Annotated in this window: 16 protein-coding genes; 4 read left to right on the top strand and 12 right to left on the bottom strand. The window is 43.2% G+C overall.

Features of this window, described 5'->3' with window-relative positions:
* The first annotated feature begins 300 nt into the window (after positions 1–300).
* The gene (gene galA, locus IEY67_RS02440) at positions 301–3,135 is read left to right on the top strand and encodes a beta-galactosidase GalA (protein ID WP_183670031.1); all 2,835 of its coding nucleotides are present in this window, start codon (positions 301–303) and stop codon (positions 3,133–3,135) included.
* Between the two features lie 135 nt (positions 3,136–3,270).
* Here the strand turns inward: galA and IEY67_RS02435 are convergent, their stop codons facing one another.
* The 8 genes from IEY67_RS02435 to IEY67_RS02400 form a co-directional block, all read right to left on the bottom strand.
* Positions 3,271–3,957, bottom strand: coding sequence for a BACON domain-containing protein (locus IEY67_RS02435; RefSeq protein ID WP_183670033.1), 687 nt, complete (start codon positions 3,955–3,957; stop codon positions 3,271–3,273).
* Positions 3,958–4,082: 125 nt separating this feature from the next.
* Entirely contained in the window at positions 4,083–4,949 is an 867-nt protein-coding gene (locus IEY67_RS02430; RefSeq protein ID WP_183670035.1) for a LytR/AlgR family response regulator transcription factor, read from the bottom strand.
* 111 nt (positions 4,950–5,060) lie between these two features.
* The gene (locus tag IEY67_RS02425) at positions 5,061–6,635 is read right to left on the bottom strand and encodes a glycoside hydrolase family 5 protein (protein ID WP_229800942.1); all 1,575 of its coding nucleotides are present in this window, start codon (positions 6,633–6,635) and stop codon (positions 5,061–5,063) included.
* 42 nt (positions 6,636–6,677) lie between these two features.
* Positions 6,678–8,189, bottom strand: a complete 1,512-nt coding sequence (locus IEY67_RS02420; protein ID WP_122376246.1) for a SusD/RagB family nutrient-binding outer membrane lipoprotein — start codon at positions 8,187–8,189, stop codon at positions 6,678–6,680.
* A gap of 15 nt (positions 8,190–8,204) precedes the next feature.
* Positions 8,205–11,303, bottom strand: a complete 3,099-nt coding sequence (locus tag IEY67_RS02415) for a SusC/RagA family TonB-linked outer membrane protein (protein WP_229800941.1) — start codon at positions 11,301–11,303, stop codon at positions 8,205–8,207.
* A 135-nt stretch (positions 11,304–11,438) separates the two neighbouring features.
* Positions 11,439–12,623, bottom strand: coding sequence for an acyltransferase (locus tag IEY67_RS02410; protein WP_183670038.1), 1,185 nt, complete (start codon positions 12,621–12,623; stop codon positions 11,439–11,441).
* Between the two features lie 161 nt (positions 12,624–12,784).
* Complete coding sequence (dpp7, locus tag IEY67_RS02405) at positions 12,785–14,917, bottom strand: dipeptidyl-peptidase Dpp7 (protein WP_373292232.1); 2,133 nt, start codon at positions 14,915–14,917, stop codon at positions 12,785–12,787.
* A gap of 17 nt (positions 14,918–14,934) precedes the next feature.
* Complete coding sequence (locus tag IEY67_RS02400) at positions 14,935–16,293, bottom strand: TIGR00341 family protein (RefSeq protein WP_183670042.1); 1,359 nt, start codon at positions 16,291–16,293, stop codon at positions 14,935–14,937.
* A 203-nt stretch (positions 16,294–16,496) separates the two neighbouring features.
* On the opposite strand from IEY67_RS02400, the gene IEY67_RS02395 reads away from it, so the two are divergent.
* Positions 16,497–18,566: a sensor histidine kinase gene (locus IEY67_RS02395; protein ID WP_183670044.1), complete on the top strand. Its 2,070-nt coding sequence runs from the start codon at positions 16,497–16,499 to the stop codon at positions 18,564–18,566.
* 10 nt (positions 18,567–18,576) lie between these two features.
* Here IEY67_RS02395 and IEY67_RS02390 read toward each other — a convergent pair whose 3' ends face one another.
* Together IEY67_RS02390 and ruvB are read right to left on the bottom strand one after the other, a co-directional pair.
* A complete protein-coding gene (locus tag IEY67_RS02390) occupies positions 18,577–20,082 on the bottom strand; it encodes a lipopolysaccharide biosynthesis protein (protein WP_183670045.1) in 1,506 nt (501 codons plus the stop codon).
* A gap of 8 nt (positions 20,083–20,090) precedes the next feature.
* Complete coding sequence (gene ruvB / locus IEY67_RS02385) at positions 20,091–21,116, bottom strand: Holliday junction branch migration DNA helicase RuvB (RefSeq protein ID WP_122353595.1); 1,026 nt, start codon at positions 21,114–21,116, stop codon at positions 20,091–20,093.
* A gap of 495 nt (positions 21,117–21,611) precedes the next feature.
* Between ruvB and IEY67_RS02380 the strand changes: the two genes are divergently transcribed.
* Entirely contained in the window at positions 21,612–22,580 is a 969-nt protein-coding gene (locus IEY67_RS02380) for a hypothetical protein (RefSeq protein ID WP_183670047.1), read from the top strand.
* Positions 22,546–23,235, top strand: coding sequence for an ABC transporter ATP-binding protein (locus tag IEY67_RS02375; RefSeq protein WP_122374624.1), 690 nt, complete (start codon positions 22,546–22,548; stop codon positions 23,233–23,235). The genes IEY67_RS02380 and IEY67_RS02375 overlap by 35 nt, the downstream gene beginning before the upstream one ends.
* A gap of 82 nt (positions 23,236–23,317) precedes the next feature.
* Here IEY67_RS02375 and IEY67_RS02370 read toward each other — a convergent pair whose 3' ends face one another.
* The gene (locus IEY67_RS02370; RefSeq protein WP_183670049.1) at positions 23,318–25,468 is read right to left on the bottom strand and encodes a GH92 family glycosyl hydrolase; all 2,151 of its coding nucleotides are present in this window, start codon (positions 25,466–25,468) and stop codon (positions 23,318–23,320) included.
* Between the two features lie 71 nt (positions 25,469–25,539).
* On the bottom strand, positions 25,540–26,664 hold the full coding sequence (locus IEY67_RS02365; RefSeq protein WP_183670051.1) for a glycoside hydrolase family 76 protein: 1,125 nt from the start codon (positions 26,662–26,664) through the stop codon (positions 25,540–25,542).
* Positions 26,665–26,712 lie beyond the last annotated feature (48 nt).

Here is a 26,712-nt window from a genome sequence, read left to right as displayed (position 1 = left end):
CTTGGTGTAATTCCGACAATTTCCGATATTCGGATTAAACAAGAATACCGTTTCGATTTGAAAGATGAATAACGACCGGAAATTACTAATTTAACAAATTGTCAATGAACCCTTACTCTCTGTGTCTTATATGCGAGAGTAAGGGTTCTTGCAAAAACTAAATCCAGCATTACACAAACCTTTGCATAGCTTTTTTCCCCTTTAAATCAGGGACAAACGATATATTTCACTATTTTTGAAAATTAAAAAGGATTTAAAGGTAATAGAATCGACATTCAAATAATTCTATAATAAAACACTATGACAACACTCAAAACTCTTTTGCTTCTCTTGTGCATAAGCTTTTCGCTACAGGCACATGCACAGGAAAAAGTAACTACCCGGGAAGTCCTGTCCCTCGATAAAGGATGGAGTTTCCACAAGGGAGACATCCCCTATCCGGTCATCAAAGGCCATAACGCAACTTACCGGAACGCCAAAGCCGGCTATGTGAGCGGAGCAGCATCTCCCAATTATGACGATTCTTCCTGGCGCGTACTCGATTTACCCCATGACTGGGCTATCGAAGGAACCGTAAATCCGGACGCCAATTTATCCCAAGGATACCGTGACCGTGGTTTTGGCTGGTATCGACGGAAATTCAAACTTGATCCCGAAGATAACGGGAAACATCTCGAAATACAGTTCGACGGTATTTCAACCCATGCTACGATCTGGGTAAACGGAACCGTTCTGCACCGGAACTGGTGCGGGTATACTTCCATGTATATCGATATAACTCCCTATGCTACTTACGGTGATAATATCAATACGATCGCCGTACGCGTGGATGCAGAAGCGCAGGAAGGCTGGTGGTATGAAGGGGCAGGAATCTACCGTCATACCTGGCTGGTTAAACGTTCGCCGCTGCATATCATTACCGACGGTGTATTTGCTCATCCGGTAAAGAAGAACGACAACCAATGGGAAATACCCGTGGAAGTTTCTTTGTATAACTCGGGAAAGTTATCGGCTGACGGAGAAGTCGAAGTCACCCTGTTCGCTCCTGATGGCAAGCAAATAACAACACAGTCAAAAGCAGTCTCCGTCACAGCATTAAGAGAAGGCATTGCCAATCTCCCACTGACCGTGTCAGACCCGCAACTTTGGTCGCCCGACAGTCCTGCCCTCTATAAAGTAAAGACTACGGTGAAACAAAACGGCACCGTAACCGACGAAGTCGAAACCAAATGTGGTTTCCGTACAATCCGTTTCGATAACAATACTGGTTTTTGGCTGAATGGAGAGAACATCAAGATAAAAGGTGTTTGTAACCACCAGGATCATGCTGGAGTCGGTGTTGCCGTTCCCGATGCGCTTTGGGAATTCCGCCTCCGCAAACTGAAAGAGATGGGAGTCAATGCCTATCGTGTAGCTCATAATCCGGTTGCCAAAGAGTTTATGGCTGCTTGCGACAGCATGGGTATCATGGTTTTAGATGAAAACAGATTATTCAACACTTCACCCGAATATGTTCGTCAACTGGAGTGGCAAGTACGCCGCGACCGTAACTGTCCAAGCGTAATCCTTTGGTCTGTTTTCAACGAAGAACCGATGCAGGGTACGGAAAACGGGGTTGAAATGGTTCGTCGTATGTATGATGTCGTTAAAAAGATGGATCCGACGCGCCCCATAACAGCAGCTATGAACGGAGGATTCTTCTCTAAACACAACGTATCGCAAGCCGTGGATGTCGGCGGATTCAATTACCAGATCGAAAGTTACGACCGTTTCCATGAAGAAAATCCGGAACTGCCTTTAACCAGCTCGGAAGATGGCTCGGCATTTATGACAAGAGGTGAATACGTAACAGACCGGTCAAGGAATCTGATGGATTCATATGATACACAATGTGCCGACTGGGGTGCCACTCACCGCAGAGCGTGGAAAGCCGTGGCTGAACGTCCCTGGATGGCAGGTTGCTTCTACTGGACCGGATTCGATTATCATGGTGAACCGACTCCGCATCGCTGGCCGACAGTCAGTTCCTTCTTCGGTATCATGGACTTATGCGGCTTCCCCAAAATGGCTTATTACCTGCATCAGGCACAATGGGTAAAAGACAAACCGGTCCTTGAACTGGTACCGCATTGGAACTGGCCTGCCGATTCTATCGGGAAACCGATCAAAGTTATGGCTTTAAGCAATGCAGACAAAGTCAAACTGTTACTGAACGGCAAAGAAATATCCGAACAACAGGTAGACCCGTACGAAATGAATACCTGGTCCGTCCCTTATAAACCGGGCAAACTGGAAGCTATCGGTTATAAAAACGGAAAGATCGTTTCACGAACCAAGGTGGAGACAACCAAAGAACCTGTCCAGGTCCGCCTGATTCCGGACCGTAACAGTCTGGCCGGTGATGGAAGGGATGCTATGCCCGTAACCGTAGAAGTCGTCGATTCCAAAGGCCGTCATGTACCGACAGCCAATAATATGATCGAATTCACCGTAACAGGTCCTGCTGAAATCATCGGTGTAGGAAATGGTGATCCGAACTGTCACGAACCGGAGAAAGGAAATAAACGCAGCCTGTTCTATGGTCTTGCACAGGTGATCATCCAAAGTAAAGAAGGGGCAGGAACAATCACATTAACCGCTACTACTCCGGGATTAAAACCGGCAACAATCACAATCGATGCCAATCAGGTTGCTCCTGTCCCATTCATCGCTGCAGAATTTCCGCCGATGTTGCTGAATAAATGGGTAGCCTCTCCCCTTTCCAGCGACAAACCTGATGCAACCCGCCAGATAGCTGATAACGATATGAATAGCTGGCAACCTGTATCAGACGGTGATCTGATCAAACTGGAGAATGCCAACTTCGTTATTTTACGTGCGACATTCAATCCTTTCCAGGCTCACCGGGAAGAAGGCGGAAGTATCCTCTTTAAACAATTGGCTGGAAAAGCTGAAATCTGGTTGAACGGACAACTGATAGGTTCCAAAACGACAGATAAGGAAGAAGATTTCACTGTTGAATTTCCTGCCGTAAAAGAAAGATGCGACCTACGGGTTCTGTTAAATGGTACGGCAGGAGAAGCTGTGGGTTTAAAAGGAAATGTAACAGTCCGGACTAAACGGGACATAAAATAAAATCACTGTTTAATAGTAAAAAAATGTTGCAAAAGTATTATCGTACACAGTCAAATAGAAAACATCCGTCATCTGTGTCCCATCTAATACTTTTGCAACATCTTATTTTTCACTCCATTTAATATACAAATCTCTTTATTTCACCCTGTTAATAATTACCGGAAGACCATCGGCCGGTAACAATCCCGGTAAATTTATTTTCATGGCAGACTGGAATGAATCAGCAGTAACCTGTCCTATTTCAAAAGTAATATTTACCGGTAACTCCATCAATGTAGAAGAAAGTGTCAAAGTTTGTCCGGAAACACTCCATGTCCCTTCCAATGTTCCGATTTCCAACTCGGGAGTAACATATTTGTTTATAACTGCAACTGCACTCTTATCGTCCTTCAATTCAAGTGTCAGCCCTTCCATTACATCAAAAGCCGGTTCATTACTGGTCTGGTCGTCCAATATCCATTTACCTTTCAGTAGCGACTCAAGAGAAGCCGGATCCTGTTTAACAGTTATCACCTTTTCCAAGGTAGATGATTTAACCGTTACCGTGGTCGATCTTTCCTTCATATCAGGATTTGTTGTAGCCTTAATTGTCAACTTTCCGTCATTGGAGCCCGAAGCCGGACTTACCGTACACCAATCGGTAGCTGCCGAAACAGCACTCCATGCTACATTCGATTTTACATCGATGGTTGTCTCAGCGTTTTCCGCCTCTAATATAACCTCACCGGTCGAGACATTCAATGCTGGTGCCGGATCATCATCATCACTTCCACATGCGGTTAACAATGCCAGCAATACTCCTAAAAATAATACTTTTTTCATATACTTCTTAAATTTATAATGTGAAACATTCGATTAGTTAATCTGGGGTCGAAGATATGAAATAGAGAGATTCAGGGCTGGTTTCAGGGGTAGATACAACTATTCTGGTATAAACGGGCAATCGCTTATTTGCGGACAAGCAACTCTTTGACAGTTTCTACATAACCGCGTGAAATGGGGATAGGAACATTGTTACCTTCCATGTTAATTTCGTAGGACCGCCCGTTCTTTTTTATAGAAGAAACGTTCAACAAGTTTATTATATAGGAACGGTGACAACGGATGCAATTGTACTTTTGCATATCCTGTTCAATATTTTTCAACGAATTTCTTACCAGCTCTTTCTTTATCCGGTTATCCTTATGATAGTAAACAACAATATAATTATCGGACGATTCGAAATAGAGCAAATCTTTAGGTTTGATAGAAAGACGGAGCTGATCGTTTTCATCGCATATATTAATACATTCATATTGAATAACAGGCATGTTCTCCCGTATAACAGGAATCACATTCTTTTCTTTCGATACATTATACAGAGTCAACACGGTCAGACTGATAAGATACCACAAAGCCAGGGATAAGAATATGATCCGGAACGACTCTAAAAATTCCCCGATAAAGAAATCGGATGGAGTAGTATATAATGATCCCAGGATCAATGTACCCAGCAAGACATCAAAGCCAAAACCAACCAAAAGATGGTAAACTTTCATTTCACGGTTTCTGAAGTACCTGTATTGAAGATACTGGGAAACCCCGATCAAGATAGCACAGACCAATACGAAACCGATCAGCGACAATCTTTTTAACGGTGATAAGTTGATTAAATACCCCAGCCAATTGTAGATATTGAACGGATTAAAAAGGATAAGGAAAAGATTAAGATAAACGAACATCCCGACAGCGAAGAAAACTCTGTCTTTAAATGTCTTCAGATAAACAAAAGGAGTGGTGAGAGACTGTTTTATTTTTGTATATGCTTGCTCCATAAAAGAAATGCTGATCAAATGACAGGCAAATATACTAAAAATGACAGAAACAAAGACGATGGTGCCGCAATTGTTCTTAACGGACACGGGCGACACCATCGTTTTTTCAAATCATTCAGCAACCGGAAGAATTAATTGTCTTTCTCCTCCTGCCGGCTGTATTTCCATATATCCTGCGTTGGTCTTGCCTATCGGAATAATCGAATAAGACGACGAAGGGTTCAATACTATTTTTTTCGTATCCCCGAGTATTGATATATCAGGAATATAAATACGTGTAAGCGCCTTTTTATCCATCTCAACCCATTGATAAGTGAATCTGTTTTTCTGATAATCGTTATAATAGCCCAATGACTTTCCATTGGTAACCATTGGATAATAACGACTTAAAGCATATTGAAAATAATCCTGCGTATCGATTCCTTCCCAAAATGCCCAGTAGGTTTGTCCGGCATCGTTTTTTTCGATCAGATTAATAATATGGGTGGCAGGTTCTTTATATTTTCCGCCCATATAAAAAGCCCCCCATTCGCCAACGAGTGTGGGAATGCCCAATTCGCGACCTCTTTCAAACATACTATGGAATAAGAAGTCCAGACGCCCGTACCCCTGTGACATAGAGGCCTTGGAGTCGGTCACCAGATCATACCCATGAGGAGCATAAGCACACAGCAAATCGTTGTGGCCGTTTTTATCCTTTGGAATGCTAAAACTACTGGAAACACCCATATTGCAAAAGAAATTATGTTCGAGGAAAAGAATGTGTTTTGTGTTCACCTCTCTGATCGCATCTCGTACCCTCTGATAAAAATCACTCAATGCTCCTTGCTCGAATTCATTAACAATAGGTGTAATCTTGCCAACCACGTATGAAAAAATTTTCCCATCATTCAGTAATCCATAGGCCTCCAAACGGGAATCTTCCGTATTCCACATTGACATGACAGCTTCTTCGGTCAATATTTCACCGGTTACCGAGGCATGGACTTCTGCAAATCCTTTCAGTAACTCCTGGAATATTACCAATCCGGAAGAACCCATAAACGGCTCATTCATGATGTCGAATCCGACAACCGAAGGTGCATTGGCATACCGTCCGGCAATAGTTTTCCAGGCATTGATATAATGGTCCTGTAGTCCTATACCGTCTTCTGCCGGCTTATTACTCCAGAAATTATCAAACGATCTCTGTACGGCCGGACTCATGATATAGGCATCACTCCAAACATCTCCTTTTACATGCGGAAGACCTTCGTCTAGTGTTGCCCAAAGCGGAGCACCATTCCCAAATTTTCTCCCATACAAATCCTGATGCATATCGAGTATCAACCAAAGATTATTTTCTTCCGCCCATTTCACACGCTTATCGATCTCTTTCAGATAAGCTTCATTAATTTTCCCCGGTTCCGGCTCCAGAACATCCCAATAAAGCCCATACCGTATACAATTAAATCCCCATTCTTTAAACTGGCGGAATAATTCTTTATCTCCGTCATACAGAAAATTATTTTCCGGAACTTTGGTCACATGGTTCAAACCATTTAAAACCACGGTTCTTCCCTGATTATCGATAAAGCTCGTACCATCGGTCGATAAAAAGCCGATCTTTTCCGGTTTATTTATCTGGCAACCTGTGATAAGCACAAGAATAACCAATAAGAAGATTTGCTTCTGTTTACTGTTCATATACATTTTTACTCTTTAAGTGATTAAAATAAGTTGCTGAAATTATTTATTCCACCAGACAGCCGTTGTCATTTTATCTTCTCCCTGGTTATTTACAGCTTCCGTCACGTTATCCAGATTTATACTATATTCTTCCGTCGGATACTTGAACCGGAGCGGTATTTTTCCCTTATTCGGACTGCTCTGGTAGTTTGTAGGCGTTAACCTGGGATAACCTGTACGTCTCCAGTTGGCATAACTTTCATAGCCGTTCAGGAAAGTGGCAATCCAGAACTCGGTCCCGATCACATTCAGTTTATCACTGGCAGTGACTGCCTCGTCGAATAACCCTTGTGAAAGATAATCTTCCATCTGTTGCCCCGAAATGACCCCTGCATTACCGTAAATAGCCTGTTGTTGCATGGACGAACGGACTGCATTTTCATAATGCGCTTTCGCATCGCCTGAAATATACCCTTTCACGATCGCTTCAGCCTGTAGTAATTCAACCTCGGCATGTGTCATATAAATAGTAGGCGCATCCAGTAAAAGAAGCGTTGCCGGATTAAATGTGGAATAATTTGCCAAAGAGGTATAAGTCGGATCGCCCGTACGTATGGTAAGAGCATCATATCCGTTGGGTAACCCTTTTTGCATGTCCCGATCCGTATTGCCATCCGGCAGTGCACAATAGACCTGCATCCGGGGATCGTTGGTAGCCTTCAACCGGTCCATAAATGTCTTGCTTATTTTTATAGCTCCGCTCACCAGTAGACTATGACTCTTAAATACATAACCCAGTTGATTTTCCGTCGAGGCTTTACCTTCTACATGCTGAACCATACAGATATCATCCGCCGATTGCATCACTCCACCCTGAATCGCTTTTGCAATCAGCGCTCTGGCCTGAGCCGGGTCCGCTTTCTCCATACGCATACCCAGGCGAAGCAACAGCGAATTGCCGAAACGTTTCCACTTATTTATGTCACCGCCATATAAAATATCACCCTCGATAGGCTCCTTTGTCTCATTAAGTAAGGAAAGGCCCTTTTCAATATCACTGACCATCCCTGCGTAAATATCGCTTTGCCTGTCATAACTCGGATAGAAGTTCTGTGTACGGTATCCATTACCCGCTTCTGAATAGGGGACATCACCATACAGATCGGTAATCCGGTGGAAAAGATAGGATTTCCATATCAGTGCAACAGCGTATGTATTCACATTCGTCCCGTCATCTTCGGTAAGATTGATGAGCTCCTCAATATTCTTAATTACTGTGGCATACATCGTGGTGAAGAAGATTCCCAATGTCTCTGTTTCCAGGTATTTGTCTCCCGCCATCTCATTGAGGTCGAGAGAAGCGGTCTGCTGTACCATCATCATGCAATAACCGACCTGCGTCCTTTTAGCGAGTCCTTCATTGCTTGTGTTCAACTGTGTATAAGTAAGTAATGGCCCCGGCTCGATCGTAGGACTGTTATTGGGATCGATGTTCTTCTCTTCAAAATCACACGAAGTAATGAATGCCAACGCAGACAACAGTGCCGTTATTTTTAATATATATCGTCTCATAACCTTGATTCCTTTTTAAAATTGAATATTTACATTAAATCCCCAGCTACGGGTTGCCGGAAGTCCGAATTGTTCCAGGCCCTGCGCATTCCCGCTCGTATAACTCGATTCCGGGTCTACCAAAGGCACTTTACTATATAGTGTCCAGAGATTTCTTCCTACCAGCGAGATCATCACATTCGAGAAACCGGCATTTCTGATCAGTTTTTTAGGGAGTGAATATCCAACGGATATTTCGCGCAGCTTTACAAACGAAGCATCGTATACAAACTCCTCCGTAATGTTATTTGCCAGATGCATATAATAATCCATCGCCGGTACTGCTTTGTCGTTGACAGAACCGTCCCTTTTTACTCCTTTTCCGACAACTCCGCCTTCGCGTCCATCCAAAGTCATTTTACTTGTTCCCAGATAACAGGTCATATTGTTTGTCCCGGAGAAAACACTTCCACCGAATTTACCATCGATCAAAACGTTCAGATTGAAATCACGATAGTTGAACCGGTTGCTGAATCCCAACGTATACGGATGAATACTTTCGCCCAGTTTCTTTATCTCTCCCCGCTGTGGAAGACCTGCCGAATCATAAATGATATTGTTGTTCTCGTCTCTCTGATACGAGTATCCTTTTATTATACCGTAAGGTTCACCGACCTCCTGATAGATGAATGCCGGACTTCCCTGGTCTCCGGCAGCACCTGCCCGGGCAGTGGCCATGATGAAGCTGTTCACATTATCCGTAATCTTCTTTATTTCACTCTTATTGTATGAGAAATTGAAAGAACTGTTCCACTCGAAATTTTTGGTTCTGACGGGTGTTCCTGTAAGCAACAGTTCGATACCCTGATTATTGATCTTTCCGGCATTGATCAATACATTATTATATCCGGAACCAGAAGATATTTGCGCCGTGACAATATCGTCACTGGTGTTTCGTATATAATAAGTCAGATCGAGTCCCAGACGATTTTCAAAGAAACGAACATCGACTCCTGCCTCATAAGCCGTAGATGTCAGTGGTTTCAGATCCAGATTCGGAATGGTAGATGTATTGATCGAACCTGTTGGATAACCATTAATCGCTTCGCCATAACTATAAGTTAAAGCCAGATTATAGGGCGAAACCGCCCCACCCGACTGCGCCCACGATCCTCTCGCTTTCAGAAACGAAAACCAGGATGGAAGAGTTACCATTTCGCTTACAATAAGTCCAGCTCCTACGGATGGATAAAAAATATTATTCGGTGTCGATTTATCCCGTAACGATAAAGCAGAAAACCAGTCGTTCCTTCCCGACAAAGTAAGAAAAAGCAAGTTTTTATAAGAAACCTCTGCCTGCCCCATAATGGAATTGATATAGTTTTCCCACCTGTTTTTCCCTCCGCTCGTGACTTCGGTATTGCCGATTACATTAAAATTGGGTTGGATAAAGCGTGAGCCGTAAGCACTGACTGTTTCGCTCCAGGCAATCATACTGTTCCATCCGGCAAAAGCACTTACTGTCCATATATCAGAAAAACGATTGGTATATCCAAGGATAGCTTCCGCATTAAATTCTCCGTTATAAGTGGAACTGGCACTGATATTTCCCTCTTTCAGGTAGCCTGTCCCCATTGGAGTAGTGCTCTCCGCACGGCGATAGATCATATCTCCCCCTGCTTTTCCCCGTATATACCAGTTGTCGGTGATATTGTACTGAAGCTGCAAAGAACCGAGCATCCTGTCTTTAGCATCCTGTTGGGCTCTCTTATTGGCAATAAAATAAGGATTTGCGAAATATACATACATATCGGATAGTAGCAGTTCATCTCCGTTCTCTTTTACGGCCGGTGATAAACTACGAATATCTATATTGGGAGGTAATGTCCAGAGCAATACATTTCCGTTACTGGAATAATCATTTACATTTTGTCTGTTCTTTACCCGTTCGCGCATATACATCACGCTAGCTTGAAGGGTAATACGTTTGGTTATATCCGTTGTAAGATTTAAAGAGACGTTATTGCGGTTCAGTTTGGAATTCGGGAAAAGATCATGATAACGCTGGTCACCCACAGAAAGACGATATTGTGTAGATTCCGAACCGCCGGAGAGCGATAAATTGTTATTCAACGACCAGGCATTGTCGTAAAAGTTAGAGAAATTCTTTTTGCTGACAGCCGAATAAGGGCGTGCCACACCATCAAACTGAAGGACATCCGAACCGTCGAGCTTGGCTCCCCAACTCGCCGGACCGCTCAGCAATGCCATTTCCTGGCTGTTGGGAGCTACTCCTGAAATTCCCTGCCCGTATTCATACTGAAAATCACTGGTATTTACGATCGGCTTGTCCAGAGTGAACGAACTGTTCAACTCTACTTTCACTTTGCCCTTCTGCCCTTTTTTCGTAGTAATGACAATAGCCCCGTTTGCCGCTCTCGAACCGTATAAAGCGGCTGCAGTTCCACCTTTCAGCACGGTCATGCTCTCGATATCATCACTACTGATAGAAGAGATACCGTCGCCGTTATCTGTTCCGCCCCACAAGCCGGGTTGTCCATAGTCACTGTTGTCGAGCGGTATGCCATCGACAACATAAAGCGGTTGGTTCGATCCGAAAGATCCGTTTCCACGTATAGTGATCCTGCTCGACCCCATAGCACCTGTTGCAGGCTTTACAACATTGACTCCGGCTACTTTTCCGGCAAGTCCGGCAGCCAGATTCGAATCCTTCACCCGGAAAGCATCATCTTTCAGCTCGGTGACCGAATAGGCCAATGCCTTCTTTTCCCTCTTAATACCTAAAGCCGTAACCACGACTTCATCGACCATCTGCGTATTTTCTTTCAATACAATACGCATCGGTTCGGCGGTCGCTTTAACCTCGACGGTTTCATATCCGATAAAAGAGAACTGGATAACGGCATCTATGGGTGTCTGGAGAGTAAATCCGCCATCCATATCCGTAATAGTTCCGGTTGAACTGTTCCTGATACTGACACTGGCTCCGATAACAGGTTCTTGTTGTTCATCAACTACCTGCCCCGAAATAGTGAGGTGTTGTGCCTTTGCATATAAAGAAAACAACAGCAATAAAAATATCATGTATACATGATTCCAATAATGCCTCTTCATAATTTATTGTTTAAGATTTGAGGCAAATATATGGCAAAATGTATACTGCGATATTTTAAAACCGGCGAAAGGGGTAAATGCAACTTATTTGGTATGAATGGTCAAAAAAACCGGGCAGGCACCATTCTACCCCGTTTATCCCATAAACCATTTAGCCTTCTGACCGAACAACCGGTACATTAACCAGGTAAATCCCCAGGAGACTAAAAATATCAATATCGCCATAATAGGCACCTGTAAAGGAATGGGCAGATCAAACAGTCCGATCAGCAAAAAGGCTGGTCCGACCCAGAAATAGTGTACAATATAAATACCGAAGCCATATTTGGTCACATTTGCCAGCAACCGGATCACAGCCGGATGATGAACACGGACCTTCTGTAACAGGAGGAATACAGCAATCGTCATTATGGCGACATTCGGGCTACAAAAAGTAAAAAATAACTCCATATCCGTTTCCGTCGCCGTCGGATTCGCCGCAGCGGCACTGAAGCCACTATAAGTAATGGCATAGCCTACAGCAAACAGCATCATACAAATTGCCAACGTTTTTCCTATACTCCAGTCATTTCCCTGCTTCAAATAATGTCCCAACAACAGATAACCGTTAAATCCGGCGAAATAATAAAATAATCCGAATTGATTCCATGTCGCTTCACCATACAAATAATGGCTTATGTAAGCAGACATATAAGGCAGGAAGAGAGAAATAAACCATATTCCCAGAAAAACCTGCTCGGTAGAACGTTTAGCCTTCTCTACCCAGGCGGAGAAGAAAGGCATATACAGGTACAGGCCTATTAACAGATAAATATACCACATGTGGTTTTCCTTGAAACTGAAATTAAAAGGGATCATCGCCACATCTTTCAAGGCATCCGACAAGGCTTGCGACTCATTCCCCTGTACATAACAGAAGAAATCGCCGATGATCTCCTTAGGCAAACCCAATACTCCGGTAAACCACGGGAACATATTATACAATACGGACCATATCAGGAAAGGGAAAAGAACCCGGAATATCCTCTTCTTATAAAATACTCCCAAAGATTGTTCACGGACAGGCAGCAATAAAAGTCCCGTCATCATGACAAAGATAGGGACGGACGGGCGGAACAAAGAACCATACACAGATGCCCAGAATTTATATTCCGGAATAGCACCGAGAGTCGGTGATATATAAAACGGATCGATACAATGTACTCCGATAACCATCAACATGGCTACCGTACGAACAACATCAAGCCATACGATATGGGTCTGTTTGCCGATCGGATTACTCACAGGAAATGTCGCAGATGAAATTTTTGTTTTACACATGATCTAATAGAACGAAATAATAATTTAAAATCAGGAAGGCAAAAGTATGCAATTCGATAGAACTAAAATTTGCTTTATAGCAAAATGGCGCAAATCACTTGATGATGATTTGCGCCATTTATCTGTTTTTCCGCTTTTTTATCAGCAGACCTTAAATAATGTTATCTAACCAACTGCAATTCCTTGATCAGACGCGGACATTTACCCCATTTGTCGATCATATACAGGACATAGCGGATATCCACTGCGATACAACGTTGCAGATCCGGTTCGAAAGCGATATCGCCACTCATAGCCTCCCAGTTACCGTCGAAAGCAAGACCGATCAGACGGGCATTCTTATCGAATACAGGGCTTCCCGAGTTTCCGCCGGTAATATCATTGTTCGTTAAGAAACAAAGTTGTAACTGTCCGTTCTCATTGGCATACTGACCAAAGTCTTTACTGCGGATCAGATCCAGGATTTCCGGTTGAACCCAGAACTCGTCATCTTCCGGATTTTCTTTTTCAAGAATACCTTTTTCAGTTGAATAATAATCATACCAGGCAGCATCATACGGACGGTAACCGCCGATAGAACCGTAGCTCAAACGCATGGTAAAGTTGGCATCCGAAGAAAGAGGCTTTTCCGGATACATCTCTTTCAGACCCGCAAAATACAAACGTTCGCCTTTAGCTATTTCGAAATGAGCATCACCCATAAACTGCTGTAATTCAAACAACGAGATCAAAGTAGACAAGCTCAGTTCAGCTGCCGGATCTTTTTTCAGTTTCGCATACAATTTAGGATCCTTCAGCATCTTTTCGATCTTGTCGTATGACAATAAAGAAGTCTTTTTAAAGACATCTGCCGCATATTTGGTATAATCGCCTTTATACTTTTTATCTACCTTCTGATAGATATCCGGCAGATACTGGGCAGGAACACGTTCTTTCACCACCTTCATCATAGCAGCCAGCACTTTCTGGTCGAGTGTCGCATCGTAATCCTTAAAGAACGGCTGTATCTTATCCTGCAGGATGGTGTCTATCTCTTCCGGAGTAGAACCGTTTATATCCACACCCTGAACCATACGCGCCAGACGAACTATTTCAGTACCGCTCACGAATGCTTCGGACAGATAAGTAGAAACTTTTCTATACTCATCTGTGGATGTATAGCCTTTTTCCAGTAATTGCAACACTTCACCATACTTGGCTTTGCGTTCCGGCGTCTGATCGACCCAGGCTGCAAAAGCGGCTTCTTCTTCCTTTTTACGTTCTATCACGTTCAGGTTAGCCAGACCACGGTTCATACCGATGGAATTTTTCCAGTAGTTGGAACTGCCTGCATATTTGGAAGCATATTTGATACGGACTTCATCGCTTGCCTGCATCGCCTCTTTCCAGATAGCCTGTTTAACGCCACGTACTTCGATACGGGGTTTATTGCTGTCTTCAATACGCTGTTTCACGCCCCATGAACACAAATAACGGTCTGTGCTACCCGGGAAACCGATCGTCATCGCATAGTCTTTATCCTGATAGCCCTGCAGGGATACTTCTGCTACATATTTAGGGCTGTAAGGCTTGTTGTCTTTGCTGTATTCCGCCGGTTTGTTATCGGCACCGGCATATACGCGGAATACGGAAAAGTCACCCGTATGACGCGGCCACATCCAGTTGTCCGTGTCGCCACCGAACTTTCCGACAGAACTGGGCGGAGCAAATACCATACGAACATCGTTGAATACATCGTAAACAACCAGGAAATACTTGTTATTATTATAGAAAGGGATCACATCTGCTGCCTGGAATTCCGTATTACCGATGGAATCGCAGATAACCTGTCCAATAGAATCGGCTGCGGCCAAACGCAGGTATTCTTCCCCGATATTGGCGATTTCACCGTTGATACGGTCACTTACGTCGACTGTCTCACGCAGGTAACGTACACTCAAACCCGGAACAGGTAACTCTTCTTCCTTACTCTGGGATACAAAACCATCCTTCAGATAATCATGTTCAACGCTACTCAACTGCTGGATCGAACCGAAACCGCAATGGTGATTGGTAAAGACCAATCCTTCTTCCGATACGGTAATACCGGTACATCCGCCACCAAAAATCACAACAGCATTGGCCACACACGGGTCAGTTTCACTGTAGAGCTGCTTGTAGGACGGAACAAATCCGAGTTCCTTGATCCTCGCCAGATTCTGTTTGTTTAATTCCTTCAGAACCCACATACCTTCATCGGCATATACCTGGCCTGCAGCAATCAGAAGCAGTAAAACTGCCCACACCTTCTTCATAAAATTCATTCTCTTATTTATTCAATTAGTAATTTGATATTCTTTTCGTTTACGCGAGCCTCCAACCATTCACGGATCTTTTGTTGCTCTTTTTCATTGATACGCTCTTTACTTTTCAGGTAAACCAACATGACGGTATCCTGTTTCATACTGTCGGTAGTCATAATGTAGGTATTTGAACAGGATGCCTCGAGAACCGCCGGGAACAATACTTTCATTTCCGGAATCAATTCGGATGTAATACGTGAAGCACTTTTATAACGATCGACCGTCCGTTTCAACGAATCGATCTGTATGGATTGCACACGGAGAACCTCTTCGCTATTCTTATACAGATCCTGCATCAGCATGCTCTTCAGCTGATTAATATCTGTAGCCTCCTGACCAAAACCTTGCTGGACAACCAGCGAAACGTCTTTCAATCCATATTTACGAAGTCTGCTCCGTGCTATTTCAATCATCGGATCCGGTATATTCTCTCCGATCAATACGACCTTCACCTCTTGCTTTTCACTGGTATTCGTTACCGTCTTGCTCAATATCTGCGTATTCGGAAACGCCAGTTCTTCCGACACAAAATTGGCAACCCGGTCATTGAAGTAACTGGAACGAATCAGGTTATAACTCAGGAAAAGGCTGGGAACGATCGTGAAAAATACGATCACACCGACATAGCGCGTCACCACTTTCTCACGTTGCTTATCCAGAAAGACCTTTTTAGGATATTTCAAAACCCGGACAACCATGAAAGTAGCCAGACTGATAAATACCGTATTGATGAAATAGAGATAAAAAGCACCGAAGAAATAATACAGATTGCCACTCGCCAACCCGAAACCAGCCGTACAAAGCGGAGGCATCAAAGCCGTTGCAATAGCCACACCCGGAATTACATTTCCTTTACTTTTCGTAGAACTGGCAACGATTCCGGCCAATCCACCGAAGAATGCAATCAGAACATCATAGACGGTCGGTTGCGTACGCGCTAACAATTCACTCTGCGCTTCACTGATAGGCGAGATGAGAAAGAACAAGGTCGAAGTGATCACACTGAAGATAGTAGCCGTCAAAAAATTACGGAAAGAACGTTTGATCAGATCAAAATCATAGATCCCCAATCCGAGACCGAACCCCATAATAGGCCCCATCAGCGGAGAGATCAACATCGCACCGATAATCACCGCTGTAGAGTTTGTATTCAAACCCAATGAAGCGACAAATGTTGCAAAGATTAAAACCCAAAGATTAGTACCTTTAAATTCAATACCTTTCTTTATAGACTCAACCGTTTCAAGTTCATCTTCCTTCTCTTGGCGGACGTCAAAATTACGAACAAAGAAGTCTCGTATTTGCTTGTGTAACACTCCTTTTTCCATCCCACTAACTTGTATTGATAAATACTCCGACTAATAGCCTCACCTTAATCGTGCAAAGATAGAAATTGTATATCGAAATAAAAAATAAGAAGTGTGAACAAGAATAAGTTGTTTAAAATTAAAAGAATTCTTGATTTTCAATTAACTTTGCGAGAAAACAATAGAATCCGCAACAGGAATCCACCTAAATATTCAAATAAATAATGAAACGCTGTTTAATTCTTATATATCTGTTCGGTTATGTTTTGTTTGCAGTAGCCAACAATCCCGCTACCAAAGAAGTCTTAAGTGCTGGCTTAAAATCAGCGACTTCCGGCAGGGAAAAGTTGGAGATACTGACAAACCTCATGGATATTTCCCGCCAGCAGGAGCAGGTCGATTATGCAAAAGAACTTTATAAAGAAGCCATTGCCGAGAATAACGATTATTATAAGGAAGCAGCCCTCACCGAAATCCTACGTTTCTATGTCAACAACGATATCAAAGACAGTACCGATGTCTACATGGGCGAGGCGAAACGTGAACTGACAGGAAAAGCCCGCGATTTTCTGATCACTTATATGCAAACGATCATTGATGTACGGGTGGTATTTTATACGGAAGGAGAAGACAGGAAGAAACTGATAGAACAGTATCAGCTTAAACTGGAAACCGATAAAGACCTGTCGCCACTGGAGAAAATGTCCATCAATTACCTGTTAGGTATGGCTTACAGCAACCGTGTCGAACCGGGAAACGAAGAAAATCAGCATAACGATATCTGTGCACGCTTTAAAGAAGTAATCAGCCTGTCTGAAAATATACCGCTGCAATACTCGTATCTGTTCCGCCTGAATTCGTTCAATATCCTGACACTCTATTCGCTCGATCAGGCAGACCAGGCCAAATATGCTCTCCGCTATCTGAATATGCAAAAGGAATATGCAGAGACAAAAGAGATGAAGAAACGTCCTTATGTAACCAAACGGCATCTACTCAACGCCTATTCCAGCCTGGCTTGCTCCGCCAGAACATTCGGAAGAGATATGGCGACGTCCTATTACCAGCATTTTACGGAATTGAATATGAAGTATCCCGAAGATGCCGCTTTTTCTGCTGAATACGACCGTCTCTTCACTTCTCTCAATTATTACCGGACAACAGACAGGCTCCTGAAAGCCACGGAGTATTGCGATTCCGTCATGCATTATTTCCGCACGGCCGACTTTAAAATCGATTTATCCGATCACATCATATCGACACTGAAAGATAAAATAGATATGCTCGATAGCCTCCATCTTTATAAAGATGCTTACGAGGCTCAAAAGGAGTATACCGTATTGCTGGATTCCACGCGGCTCAAGAATATGAACGAAAAGCTGGAAGATCTGGAAATCAAAAAACGGGTAGATGAATTAGTCATCGAAAAGAAAGCATTGGAGGTCGATTTGCAAAAGAGTCGGAATCAGTTGTATATGTTCCTGTCTTTATTCATTCTGGCAGTCAGTTCAGCTATTTTTGTCGCTTTCCGTTTATGGAAGATCAACGCTTTATATATAAAACTACAGGAATCTAACCACCAGGTAATCCTTGCCAGTGAAAAAGCACAGGAAAGCGAACGCATGAAAAATGCCTTCATTAAAAACATGTGCCATGAAGTCCGTACACCTTTGAATGCGATCAACGGATTTGCCGACCTGATCACGGAAGAAGATATTACAGCCGAAGAGAAACAGGAATTCAGCAAGATTATTTTCGAGAATTGCAATCACATCACTTCCATGATGAACAGCGTACTCGAAATCGCCCAGCTGGACAGCAACAAAGAAGAGCTATCATTATCGCCGGTCAATATCCACCTGCTGTGCTCCTGCGAAATGGAACAGTTGAAAAGGCTCAACGGGAAAGCGGATATCGAATACCGGATCGAAGGCGACCGGGAAAAAGACATCGCCTACACGAATGCAAACCATTTCAGCCTCATCCTGTCCCATCTGCTGAATAATGCGAACAAATTCACTAAAAAGGGGAATATTATCCTCTCTTACAAAGCAGAAGAGGAACAAAACCAAATGGTTATCTATATCACAGACACCGGTTGCGGTATCTCCTCCGATAAGCGTGAATGGATATTCGAACGGTTCACCAAAGCAGACGATTTCGTTCCGGGTTCCGGATTGGGATTATACCTCTGCCGGCAGATAGCACACCGCATGAAAGGAAAGATTTACGTCGATCCGGATTATTCAGCCGGTTTACGCATTGTCCTGACACTTCCTCTCAAACCGGAATAAGCGACCGGGATTATTTCTTTTTAGCAAAATAACGCCCTACGTAAGGCAATTCCTGCAATGGTAAATCGCGTCTTATTACGATGCCGACAAACAGGCAAAGCAGCAAAGTACGGTATCCCAAACGCAAAAGTTCCGATTCGATCGTCGGCAACATGCCTGCCAGATAGAAAACGGCCGCTAAAACGGAGTAGATAACTGCAGATTTAAGATCGTATTGTATCGGGAATTTCTTCTGCCCGATAAAATATGAAAGAAGCATCATTATCAGATTGCTCGCAAAAGAAGCCCATGCACAAGCCATATATCCGTATACAGGAGCAAAGAATACAATGATCAGAATTGTAGTGGCACATCCGATCGTCGAGAAATAAGCTCCCCACCGTGTCTGATCGATCAATTTGTACCAGAATGAAAGATTAAAATAAATTCCGAAGAACAATTCACCCAACATAACGATAGGCACAACACGTAATCCGGGATAATAGGAAACAGGGACGATATGTTTAAATATATCGATATAAAACATCACTGCCAGAAAAATAAGCAGAGCGAATATAATAAAATACTTCATCGCTTCCGAATATGACTTTTTACTGTCATCATCCTTATTCTTTGCAAAAATAAATGGCTCGTAAGCATACCGAAACGCCTGTGTAAACATAACCAATACAACTGCTATTTTAAAACAGGCACCATATATTCCCAATTGGGTATTGGCCATCTCCTTATCTTCGAATAAGAAAGGAAATAATATTTTATCCGCTGTCTGATTAAAAATACCTGCAATTCCCAAAATCAGGATCGGAAAAGAATAAGCAAGCATCCGTTTGAGTAAAACGAAACTCGCTTTTTCCCGTAAACCCGGGATCATATCGGGAAACAACAGCACAAGTGTGACAAGCGACGTTATTACATTCGCAACAAAAATATATCCCACCTGATAATCCGGAATATAAAACCAATCAACCAATGCAGGGGTATGAGTATAAAGCCATGGACAAGCTATCAGGAAGAAAAGTACTAAAACAATATTCAGAAAAATATTAAACAATTTGATAGAAGCAAAGCGAACCGCTTTTCCCTGATACCGGAGAAAAGCAAACGGTATGCAACAAAAAGCATCGACTGCCACAATCCCCGACATCATTCCGACAAATTCCGGATTCGCACCATACCCTAAAGAATTACTGATCGGAGTCAATGCACTGAATATCAAAACAACAAACAGCACAGAAGTAAAAGCGATACTGAATAATGTAGTAGCGTAAACCCGCATTGGAAGCGTAATTTCTTTCTTATTCATAAAACGGAAAAATCCCGTTTCCATTCCATAAGTAAGAATAACCATCAGCAATGCTGTCCAAGCATACAAATTGGTTACGATTCCATAATCACTTTCCGTTGCCAGCACACGCGTATACATCGGCACCAGCATCCAGTTCAGGAATTTCCCTACAATACTACTAACACCATAAATCGCAGTCTCTCCTGCGAGCCGCTTCATTCCTCCAGCCATAACTTTTTTCAGTCAAATAAAAACCCTTGTTCTTCGCCCCTTTTACGTCCCAGGTGGGTATAAGCCAGTTCCGTTACTTCACGGCCCCGCGGTGTACGTTTGATAAATCCTTCTTTGATCAGGAAAGGTTCATATACTTCTTCCAGTGTTCCGGGATCTTCGCCTAAAGCCGTAGCGATAGTGGTCAGGCCGACCGGACCTCCGTTGAATTTATCTATAATTGTTGTCAGTAACTTATTATCGATCTGATCCAGGCCATAACGGTCGATATTTAATGCCTCCAACGCATAACAGGATATAGCCTTGTCTATTTCGCCGGAACCTTTCACCTGTGCAAAGTCACGTACACGGCGTAACAACGCATTGGCAATACGGGGCGTACCACGACTGCGTGAAGCGATCTCACGCGCTGCGCTCAGTTCGCATTTCACATTCAGGATATCTGCACTACGAAGTATGATCTTCGTCAATGTCTCCATCTCATAATATTCCAAGTGCATATTGATCCCGAAACGGGCACGCAACGGACTGGTCAGCAAACCGCTACGGGTGGTTGCACCGACCAGCGTAAAAGGAGCCAGATCTATCTGGATAGAACGGGCGCTCGGCCCTTTATCGATCATAATATCGATCCGGTAATCCTCCATAGCCGAATACAGATATTCTTCCACGATCGGACTCAGACGGTGAATCTCATCTATAAAAAGGACATCATCCTTTTCCAGTGAGGTCAGCACACCTGCCAAATCGCCGGGTTTATCCAACACCGGACCGGAAGTCACTTTAAAACCGACTCCCAGTTCATTGGCTATAATATTCGACAACGTAGTTTTGCCTAGTCCGGGAGGGCCATGCAGCAACACATGATCCAATGCTTCTTTGCGCATACGGGCCGCCATCACAAAAATTTTCAGGTTCTCGACCACCTTGGCCTGTCCGCTGAAATCGTGAAAAGAAAGTGGCCGGAGTGCATTTTCGTACTCCCGTTCACTTTCCGGCACACGTGTATCTCTTATATCAAAATCGTCTTCCATATCTTTGCTCATTGCCTTGCAAAGATAATAAATATATTTGCTTTACACTGTCCGGCTCCTGTTCATAAAGCACAGCAGTCTATCTTCCATTCCCATCTGAAACAGCAATCTGAAGCAATTTACAGATGGTTCATTCATTATTAATGCTGAAATATGTCTTGATGCATTCGCTTTCCCTGCCAATCATAATTTTCCACCTGATGCATTTGCCGTTACTACCCGTACTAATTCAAATTTCCCCGGCGGGAAATCAGTGGTTGATAACCATCAACCGATTGGCCGACAATTGTCAACCGTTCGGCTGATAATTATGAACCATACGGCTGATAATTATCGGCCGCTAAAATTTACCGTATGTTTAATAGAAAAGAAAGGAATAAGTATTGATAATAAAAGGGATCTTTTGGTGAGCGAAAGATAGGGATAATGCCTGGGGAATACAACAATCAATGAATAAAATTCCCTACATTTGCCGGGAACGTTAATTGAACATTTATGAACAGCGCATTCCTACGTTTCCGTCTCCGGCAGTCGGGAAAGTTTATTCGTGAAATTCCGGTTATCTATCTGGTCGTGATGGTAGGACTCTTGCTTATACCCGGAATTGCACTGTATCAATTTACGAAGGATTTAAAAGGGAGCCTGATCATAGCAGCCATCCTGCTGGCACTTCTGTCTTTACTCCAGCTGCGAAGGAAAGACTATAGATTCATCTTTCTTACGGAAGAGAATGGCTGGAAAGTATTCAGCATGGATTATTTCTTATTATCCTTACCGATCCTTATTATCCTGCTGGTAAATTCATTCTGGTATATATCGCTGGCAATCATAGCCGGATGCATAGGAATCAGTTTCATAAAACAGCCTTTTCACCGGACAAAAAAGGGGATGGAAGCTCCCGGATGGATACCGGCGGAAGCCTTCGAATTACGGGCCGGGATCCGGCAATACGGCGGCTTATTACTGATTCTCTATCTGAGTGCCTGGATCGGCCTGTTACTGCCTTTTGCCTCTCTGGCATCACTCTGGTTCTTCACGGTCGTATTGTCCGATATTTTCAGATTCTCAGAGCCGGTACAGATACTTTGCGCGCAGGAACGACCTGCCAACAGGTTTCTGCACAGGAAACTACTCCTCTATCTGAAATTATCCATATACGCGATAATTCCAGTTTGTGCGATATACATGCTTTTATATCCACAGCATTGGTGGCTTATCCTTACCTTTCTGGTAGGAGTATCCCTGAATATAGCGTTATTCATTGTAAACAAATATGCCCATTATCTGCCGAATACAAAGATTACGGGAGGGCAAGTTCCCATTACAACAGCTGTAATAAGCATTTTCCTTCCGGTTTTTTCGCCGGTAGTTCTGTTTTTTCTGATCAAATACTATCTGGCTGCCTGCCGGAATCTAACAATTTATCTATATGCTTACAATCCGGAATCTGCAAGTAGAATATAAAAAAGAATCTCCCATACTGAAAGGGATCGACCTATCGATGGAATCGGGGAAAATACACGGCCTGGTCGGTCTGAACGGCGCCGGGAAGACAACCTTGCTGAATACGCTGTATGCTTTCATCCGCCCTTCCGAAGGTTCGATCTGCTACAATGAAAGAACTCTGAAAAGACGGGATATTGCCTACCTGGAAGCCGAGAATTACTTTTACCCTTATATGACAGGACGGGAATACCTGAATCTTTTCCCGGCAGGAAAGAACGGTTTTGAAACAGATAGCTGGCAACAACTTTTTCATCTTCCGTTAGACGATATTACGGAAAACTATTCGACCGGGATGAGAAAGAAACTAGCCTTGCTGGGCGTTCTTAAGCCAGATAAACCGATCGTAGTCCTGGATGAACCGTTCAACGGCCTGGATCTGGAAAGTGCCCATATCCTCACCCTTATCCTGCAACAACTCCGGGAAGGAGGTAAAACGGTATTGGTTACTTCACATGTTTTCGAGACATTAACGTCCAGTTGCGATCAGATCCATCATATCGATCACGGGATAATCGGCCACAGCTACTCCAGAGAACAGTTTGGAATGCTCCAAAAACTCCTCTATTCAACTATAGAGGACCAGGCTTCCGATCAAATAAAGAAGCTTATCTGATCCTTTATTCACGTACTGATACAAATCAGCCCGGATTTAAGTAAACCCGGGCCGATCGCAATAGAAAACACTTGATCTTTTATTATTCAGTAGTGACTGTCAATTGTTTCCCCTGTTTCAACAGGGCATGCGGGATAAACCAGCCATCGATTTTCTGACCGTCATAAGAAATATCCGTAATCTTCCGCCCGTTGCCTTTCTTTACGATCGTGAACTGAGTATTATCGCCTAAGGTGAATTTTACCTGGTCGAACAAAGGTACGGTCACGATATATTCCGGGTCAGCCGGAGAATAGGTATATAAGCCAATGGCATTGAATACATACCAGGAAGACATCTCACCAGCATCATCCATTCCGGAATAAGCCAGTTTGTCCTTACCCATATCATAATAATGATTCATGATACTATCCAGCATACACTGTGCCTTTTCCTGTTTATCGATGAAATAATAAGTATAAGGAATGCTGTGTCCGGGTTGGTTGCCGTGGCAATAATTTCCGATGAAACCGGTTAAATTGTGAGCTTCATAATTTCTCCACGGTTCTGTAAACAGTGAATCCAGTTTCTGTTCGACAGCTTTTTCACTGGGATAAAGGGCAATCATACCTTTCGGATCGTGGGGAGCAAAAAACAGTGACTGCCAGGCATTGGCTTCACGATACATATAAGCATAATAAGGATAATAAGGATCGAAATCCTTGATCCAGCTGCCATCGGCAATCTTTCCGCGCCAGAAACCTGTACTCGGATCGAACAGGTTCTTATAATTACCGGAGCGTTCCATCAACGTTTTATAAGTACTTTCATCTCCCAACTCCTTAGCCAACAAAGCAGTCGCATAATCATCGTATGCATATTCGACAGTCTTTGTTACCGCTGCTTTATATTCATCCCAGGTCGGAACATTCGTCGTATCCTTTTCTGCAATCCATCCCTGTTCGATGTATTCATCCAGATACGGCCTGCCGCCTTTTCCCGGAACAGTTGCGTTATTCACCAACAGTTTATAGGCCCGGTTTAGATCGAAATCCTTCAATCCGCGTAAATAGTTACCGGCAACAAATACAGAGGCATGGTCTCCGTGGAAGAAGGTCGGCATATAGCCATTCCGCTTTTCACCTTTATCTGTAATGGATTTGATCACGTCTGTCGTTACATCCGGCGAGATCATTCCCAATAAAATCAACTTATTACGATAATCATCCCAGAATGACGGATCGGTATAATAACGGAAACCATTATTTACCACATTGCCTTTAGCATCCGTATATTCCCCGTTCACGTCGCTTCGCAAAACGGGCCATAAGAACGAACGATACAGACAGGAATAGAAAATGCCTTTCTCACGTTCCGTTCCGCCGGTCACTTCTATTTTGGATAACAAATTCTCCCAGGTCTTGTCTGCTTCCTTCCGAACCTGTGCAAAGCTTTTCTCTTTCATTTCCTGTTCCAGGTTCATCTTTGCGTTGTCGATACTTACGAAAGAAAAACCGATCTTCAACTCCAGCGGTTCGCTTCCTTTACTATCGGCAAAACTAACAACCGAAACTTCATGTTCATCGTCTTTCACCTGTTTGATATCCTGGATCTTATAATTGGAAACAGCATAGAAACGGATATTACCCTCGGCATCCTGATTACCGGAAAAAGTATGATCGTCGACCTTCTGAATGCTCCAGTCTCTTACTCCATTGTTTGTCCGCGTGATATCCACCAAGACTTTCTTATCGTCATCCGGTCGGAAAGTATATTTATGATAAGCACAACGAAGTGTGGAAGTCAGCTCGGCATTGACCCCGTATCTTTCCAGGAATACCTGGTAATAGCCCGGATGAGCCGATTCGTTCGTATGGCTGTATTTTGAGGCATAATCATCGGAAGATACATTCCCTGTTACCGGAAGGATAGGAAGATGCAGCAGGTTCCAATGTCCTTTATTGGTATGCGAGAAGCCGTAAATAACCGTATCTTCATACTGGTAACCGGCTCCGCTCCGGAATTGGGTCACCGGACTCAACTGGACCATCGCATTCGGAACAGAAGAACCGGGAAATACTTCAGCCCCCCAGGTCCTTGTCTTCAAATGACGTTCATACCCCAGGTCTTTCGTTTCCCACAATGTTGCTGTCCCTAAAAAAGGATTCACATAATTCGTGAGCTGCTGCTTACCCGGTTGGCAACTTATCATCAAGGTCAATGATAATAAGCCTACAAAAAAAGAGTTTTTCATACTAAATTAATTATTAGAATATGATAATGATCAAGAATTAAAAACTATATCTGTCTGAGATTAAAAAACACTTATAATATATCCAGATCCTCCAGTAACGCAGCCGCTTCGATCAACATACAACCACTCAGTTGCTCGGTTAATCCTGTAGACGCTCCCGGGGCAGTCCGCCAGTAAGTACCGAATAATACATTTGATTTATTGGTCCCCTGCGTCCATAATGTTTCTGCATTTGTTTTCAGGAATTGTGTATAACGCCGTTTAGCACCTGCATCCAGGCGGTCCTGCTGGATAAGATCTGTGAAATAACGAATAAAAATACCTTTGAACAATCCTCCGTCACCTGTTCCTTCATCTTTCAGAATAGAATTGCTCACCAGTGTACTGATCGTATAATCAGCAGCCAAAACGGCATCGTTCAGATAGGCCTTTTCTCCCAATATCTTATATAATTCAACGGCTGATCCGATAAATGTTCCTTCATTGTAAGTAAATATCCAACTTTTCTGTATTTCTCCGGTATTGCTGTTTATATTATCGTACACCATCCCGTTATTGCTGTTGAATAATGTACTTTTTTCCCAGTTATATATCTTGAGTGCCCATTCCTTATACGTTTCATCCCCGAATTCACGGTACAGGCGGGCTGCCAGGATGCAAGCCGGACCGTTTGAACAGGCATTTTTACTATACTCCTGCCCTTTTACCCAACTGATACCTCCACCTGCATTCTCATTCCAACCTACTTTGATATAATCCCAGATTTGCAATGCGGCATCTTTATATTTTTGTTCTTTGGTTGCCTGGTATGCACGAAGAATAGCCAGCGCATTCCATTCCATATCATCGTAATAGTCATTCCGGAACGAATTACCGTTCTTGATCTTCACGCCTTCAAACCATTGGTCGAAATAGGTTTTATATTTCGCATCTTCCGTACGCAAATAGGCGTCTGTCAGCACATCCAGTGCATGTGCCTGGGGCCAATACTGGAATGTCGTATTTCCATTGTTATCGGTATTAAAATACTTCTCTCCCGCATTCCAGAATGAATTTATCAATGCCGTCGTACTGCTATCGGCAGCGGCATACCAATTAATACTATCATTTTCATCCGGTACGTTCGGAGTATTATCATCATCGCCACAAGCTCCAAGTAAAAAAGGGAGTAACAGGAAAAGGAATATATTCTTCATGACATTATTTTTAGCTGTTAAAAAAAGAAGAACCCGGAATCAGGTCAA

The organism is Parabacteroides faecis, assembly GCF_014647375.1.
GTDB classification, from domain to species: domain Bacteria; phylum Bacteroidota; class Bacteroidia; order Bacteroidales; family Tannerellaceae; genus Parabacteroides; species Parabacteroides faecis.
Note: the sequence above shows the minus strand (reverse complement) of the source record. Positions and strands in the feature narration are given on the sequence as shown.

What these genes read in the sequence shown, in the direction of transcription:
- galA (WP_183670031.1), top strand. Translation starts at nt 301, where the DNA reads ATGACAACACTCAAAACTCTTTTGCTTCTCTTGTGCATAAGCTTTTCG.
- IEY67_RS02435 (WP_183670033.1), bottom strand. Translation starts at nt 3,957, where the DNA reads ATGAAAAAAGTATTATTTTTAGGAGTATTGCTGGCATTGTTAACCGCA.
- IEY67_RS02430 (WP_183670035.1), bottom strand. Translation starts at nt 4,949, where the DNA reads ATGGAGCAAGCATATACAAAAATAAAACAGTCTCTCACCACTCCTTTT.
- IEY67_RS02425 (WP_229800942.1), bottom strand. Translation starts at nt 6,635, where the DNA reads ATGAACAGTAAACAGAAGCAAATCTTCTTATTGGTTATTCTTGTGCTT.
- IEY67_RS02420 (WP_122376246.1), bottom strand. Translation starts at nt 8,189, where the DNA reads ATGAGACGATATATATTAAAAATAACGGCACTGTTGTCTGCGTTGGCA.
- IEY67_RS02415 (WP_229800941.1), bottom strand. Translation starts at nt 11,303, where the DNA reads ATGAAGAGGCATTATTGGAATCATGTATACATGATATTTTTATTGCTG.
- IEY67_RS02410 (WP_183670038.1), bottom strand. Translation starts at nt 12,623, where the DNA reads ATGTGTAAAACAAAAATTTCATCTGCGACATTTCCTGTGAGTAATCCG.
- dpp7 (WP_373292232.1), bottom strand. Translation starts at nt 14,917, where the DNA reads ATGAAGAAGGTGTGGGCAGTTTTACTGCTTCTGATTGCTGCAGGCCAG.
- IEY67_RS02400 (WP_183670042.1), bottom strand. Translation starts at nt 16,293, where the DNA reads ATGGAAAAAGGAGTGTTACACAAGCAAATACGAGACTTCTTTGTTCGT.
- IEY67_RS02395 (WP_183670044.1), top strand. Translation starts at nt 16,497, where the DNA reads ATGAAACGCTGTTTAATTCTTATATATCTGTTCGGTTATGTTTTGTTT.
- IEY67_RS02390 (WP_183670045.1), bottom strand. Translation starts at nt 20,082, where the DNA reads ATGGCTGGAGGAATGAAGCGGCTCGCAGGAGAGACTGCGATTTATGGT.
- ruvB (WP_122353595.1), bottom strand. Translation starts at nt 21,116, where the DNA reads ATGGAAGACGATTTTGATATAAGAGATACACGTGTGCCGGAAAGTGAA.
- IEY67_RS02380 (WP_183670047.1), top strand. Translation starts at nt 21,612, where the DNA reads ATGAACAGCGCATTCCTACGTTTCCGTCTCCGGCAGTCGGGAAAGTTT.
- IEY67_RS02375 (WP_122374624.1), top strand. Translation starts at nt 22,546, where the DNA reads ATGCTTACAATCCGGAATCTGCAAGTAGAATATAAAAAAGAATCTCCC.
- IEY67_RS02370 (WP_183670049.1), bottom strand. Translation starts at nt 25,468, where the DNA reads ATGAAAAACTCTTTTTTTGTAGGCTTATTATCATTGACCTTGATGATA.
- IEY67_RS02365 (WP_183670051.1), bottom strand. Translation starts at nt 26,664, where the DNA reads ATGAAGAATATATTCCTTTTCCTGTTACTCCCTTTTTTACTTGGAGCT.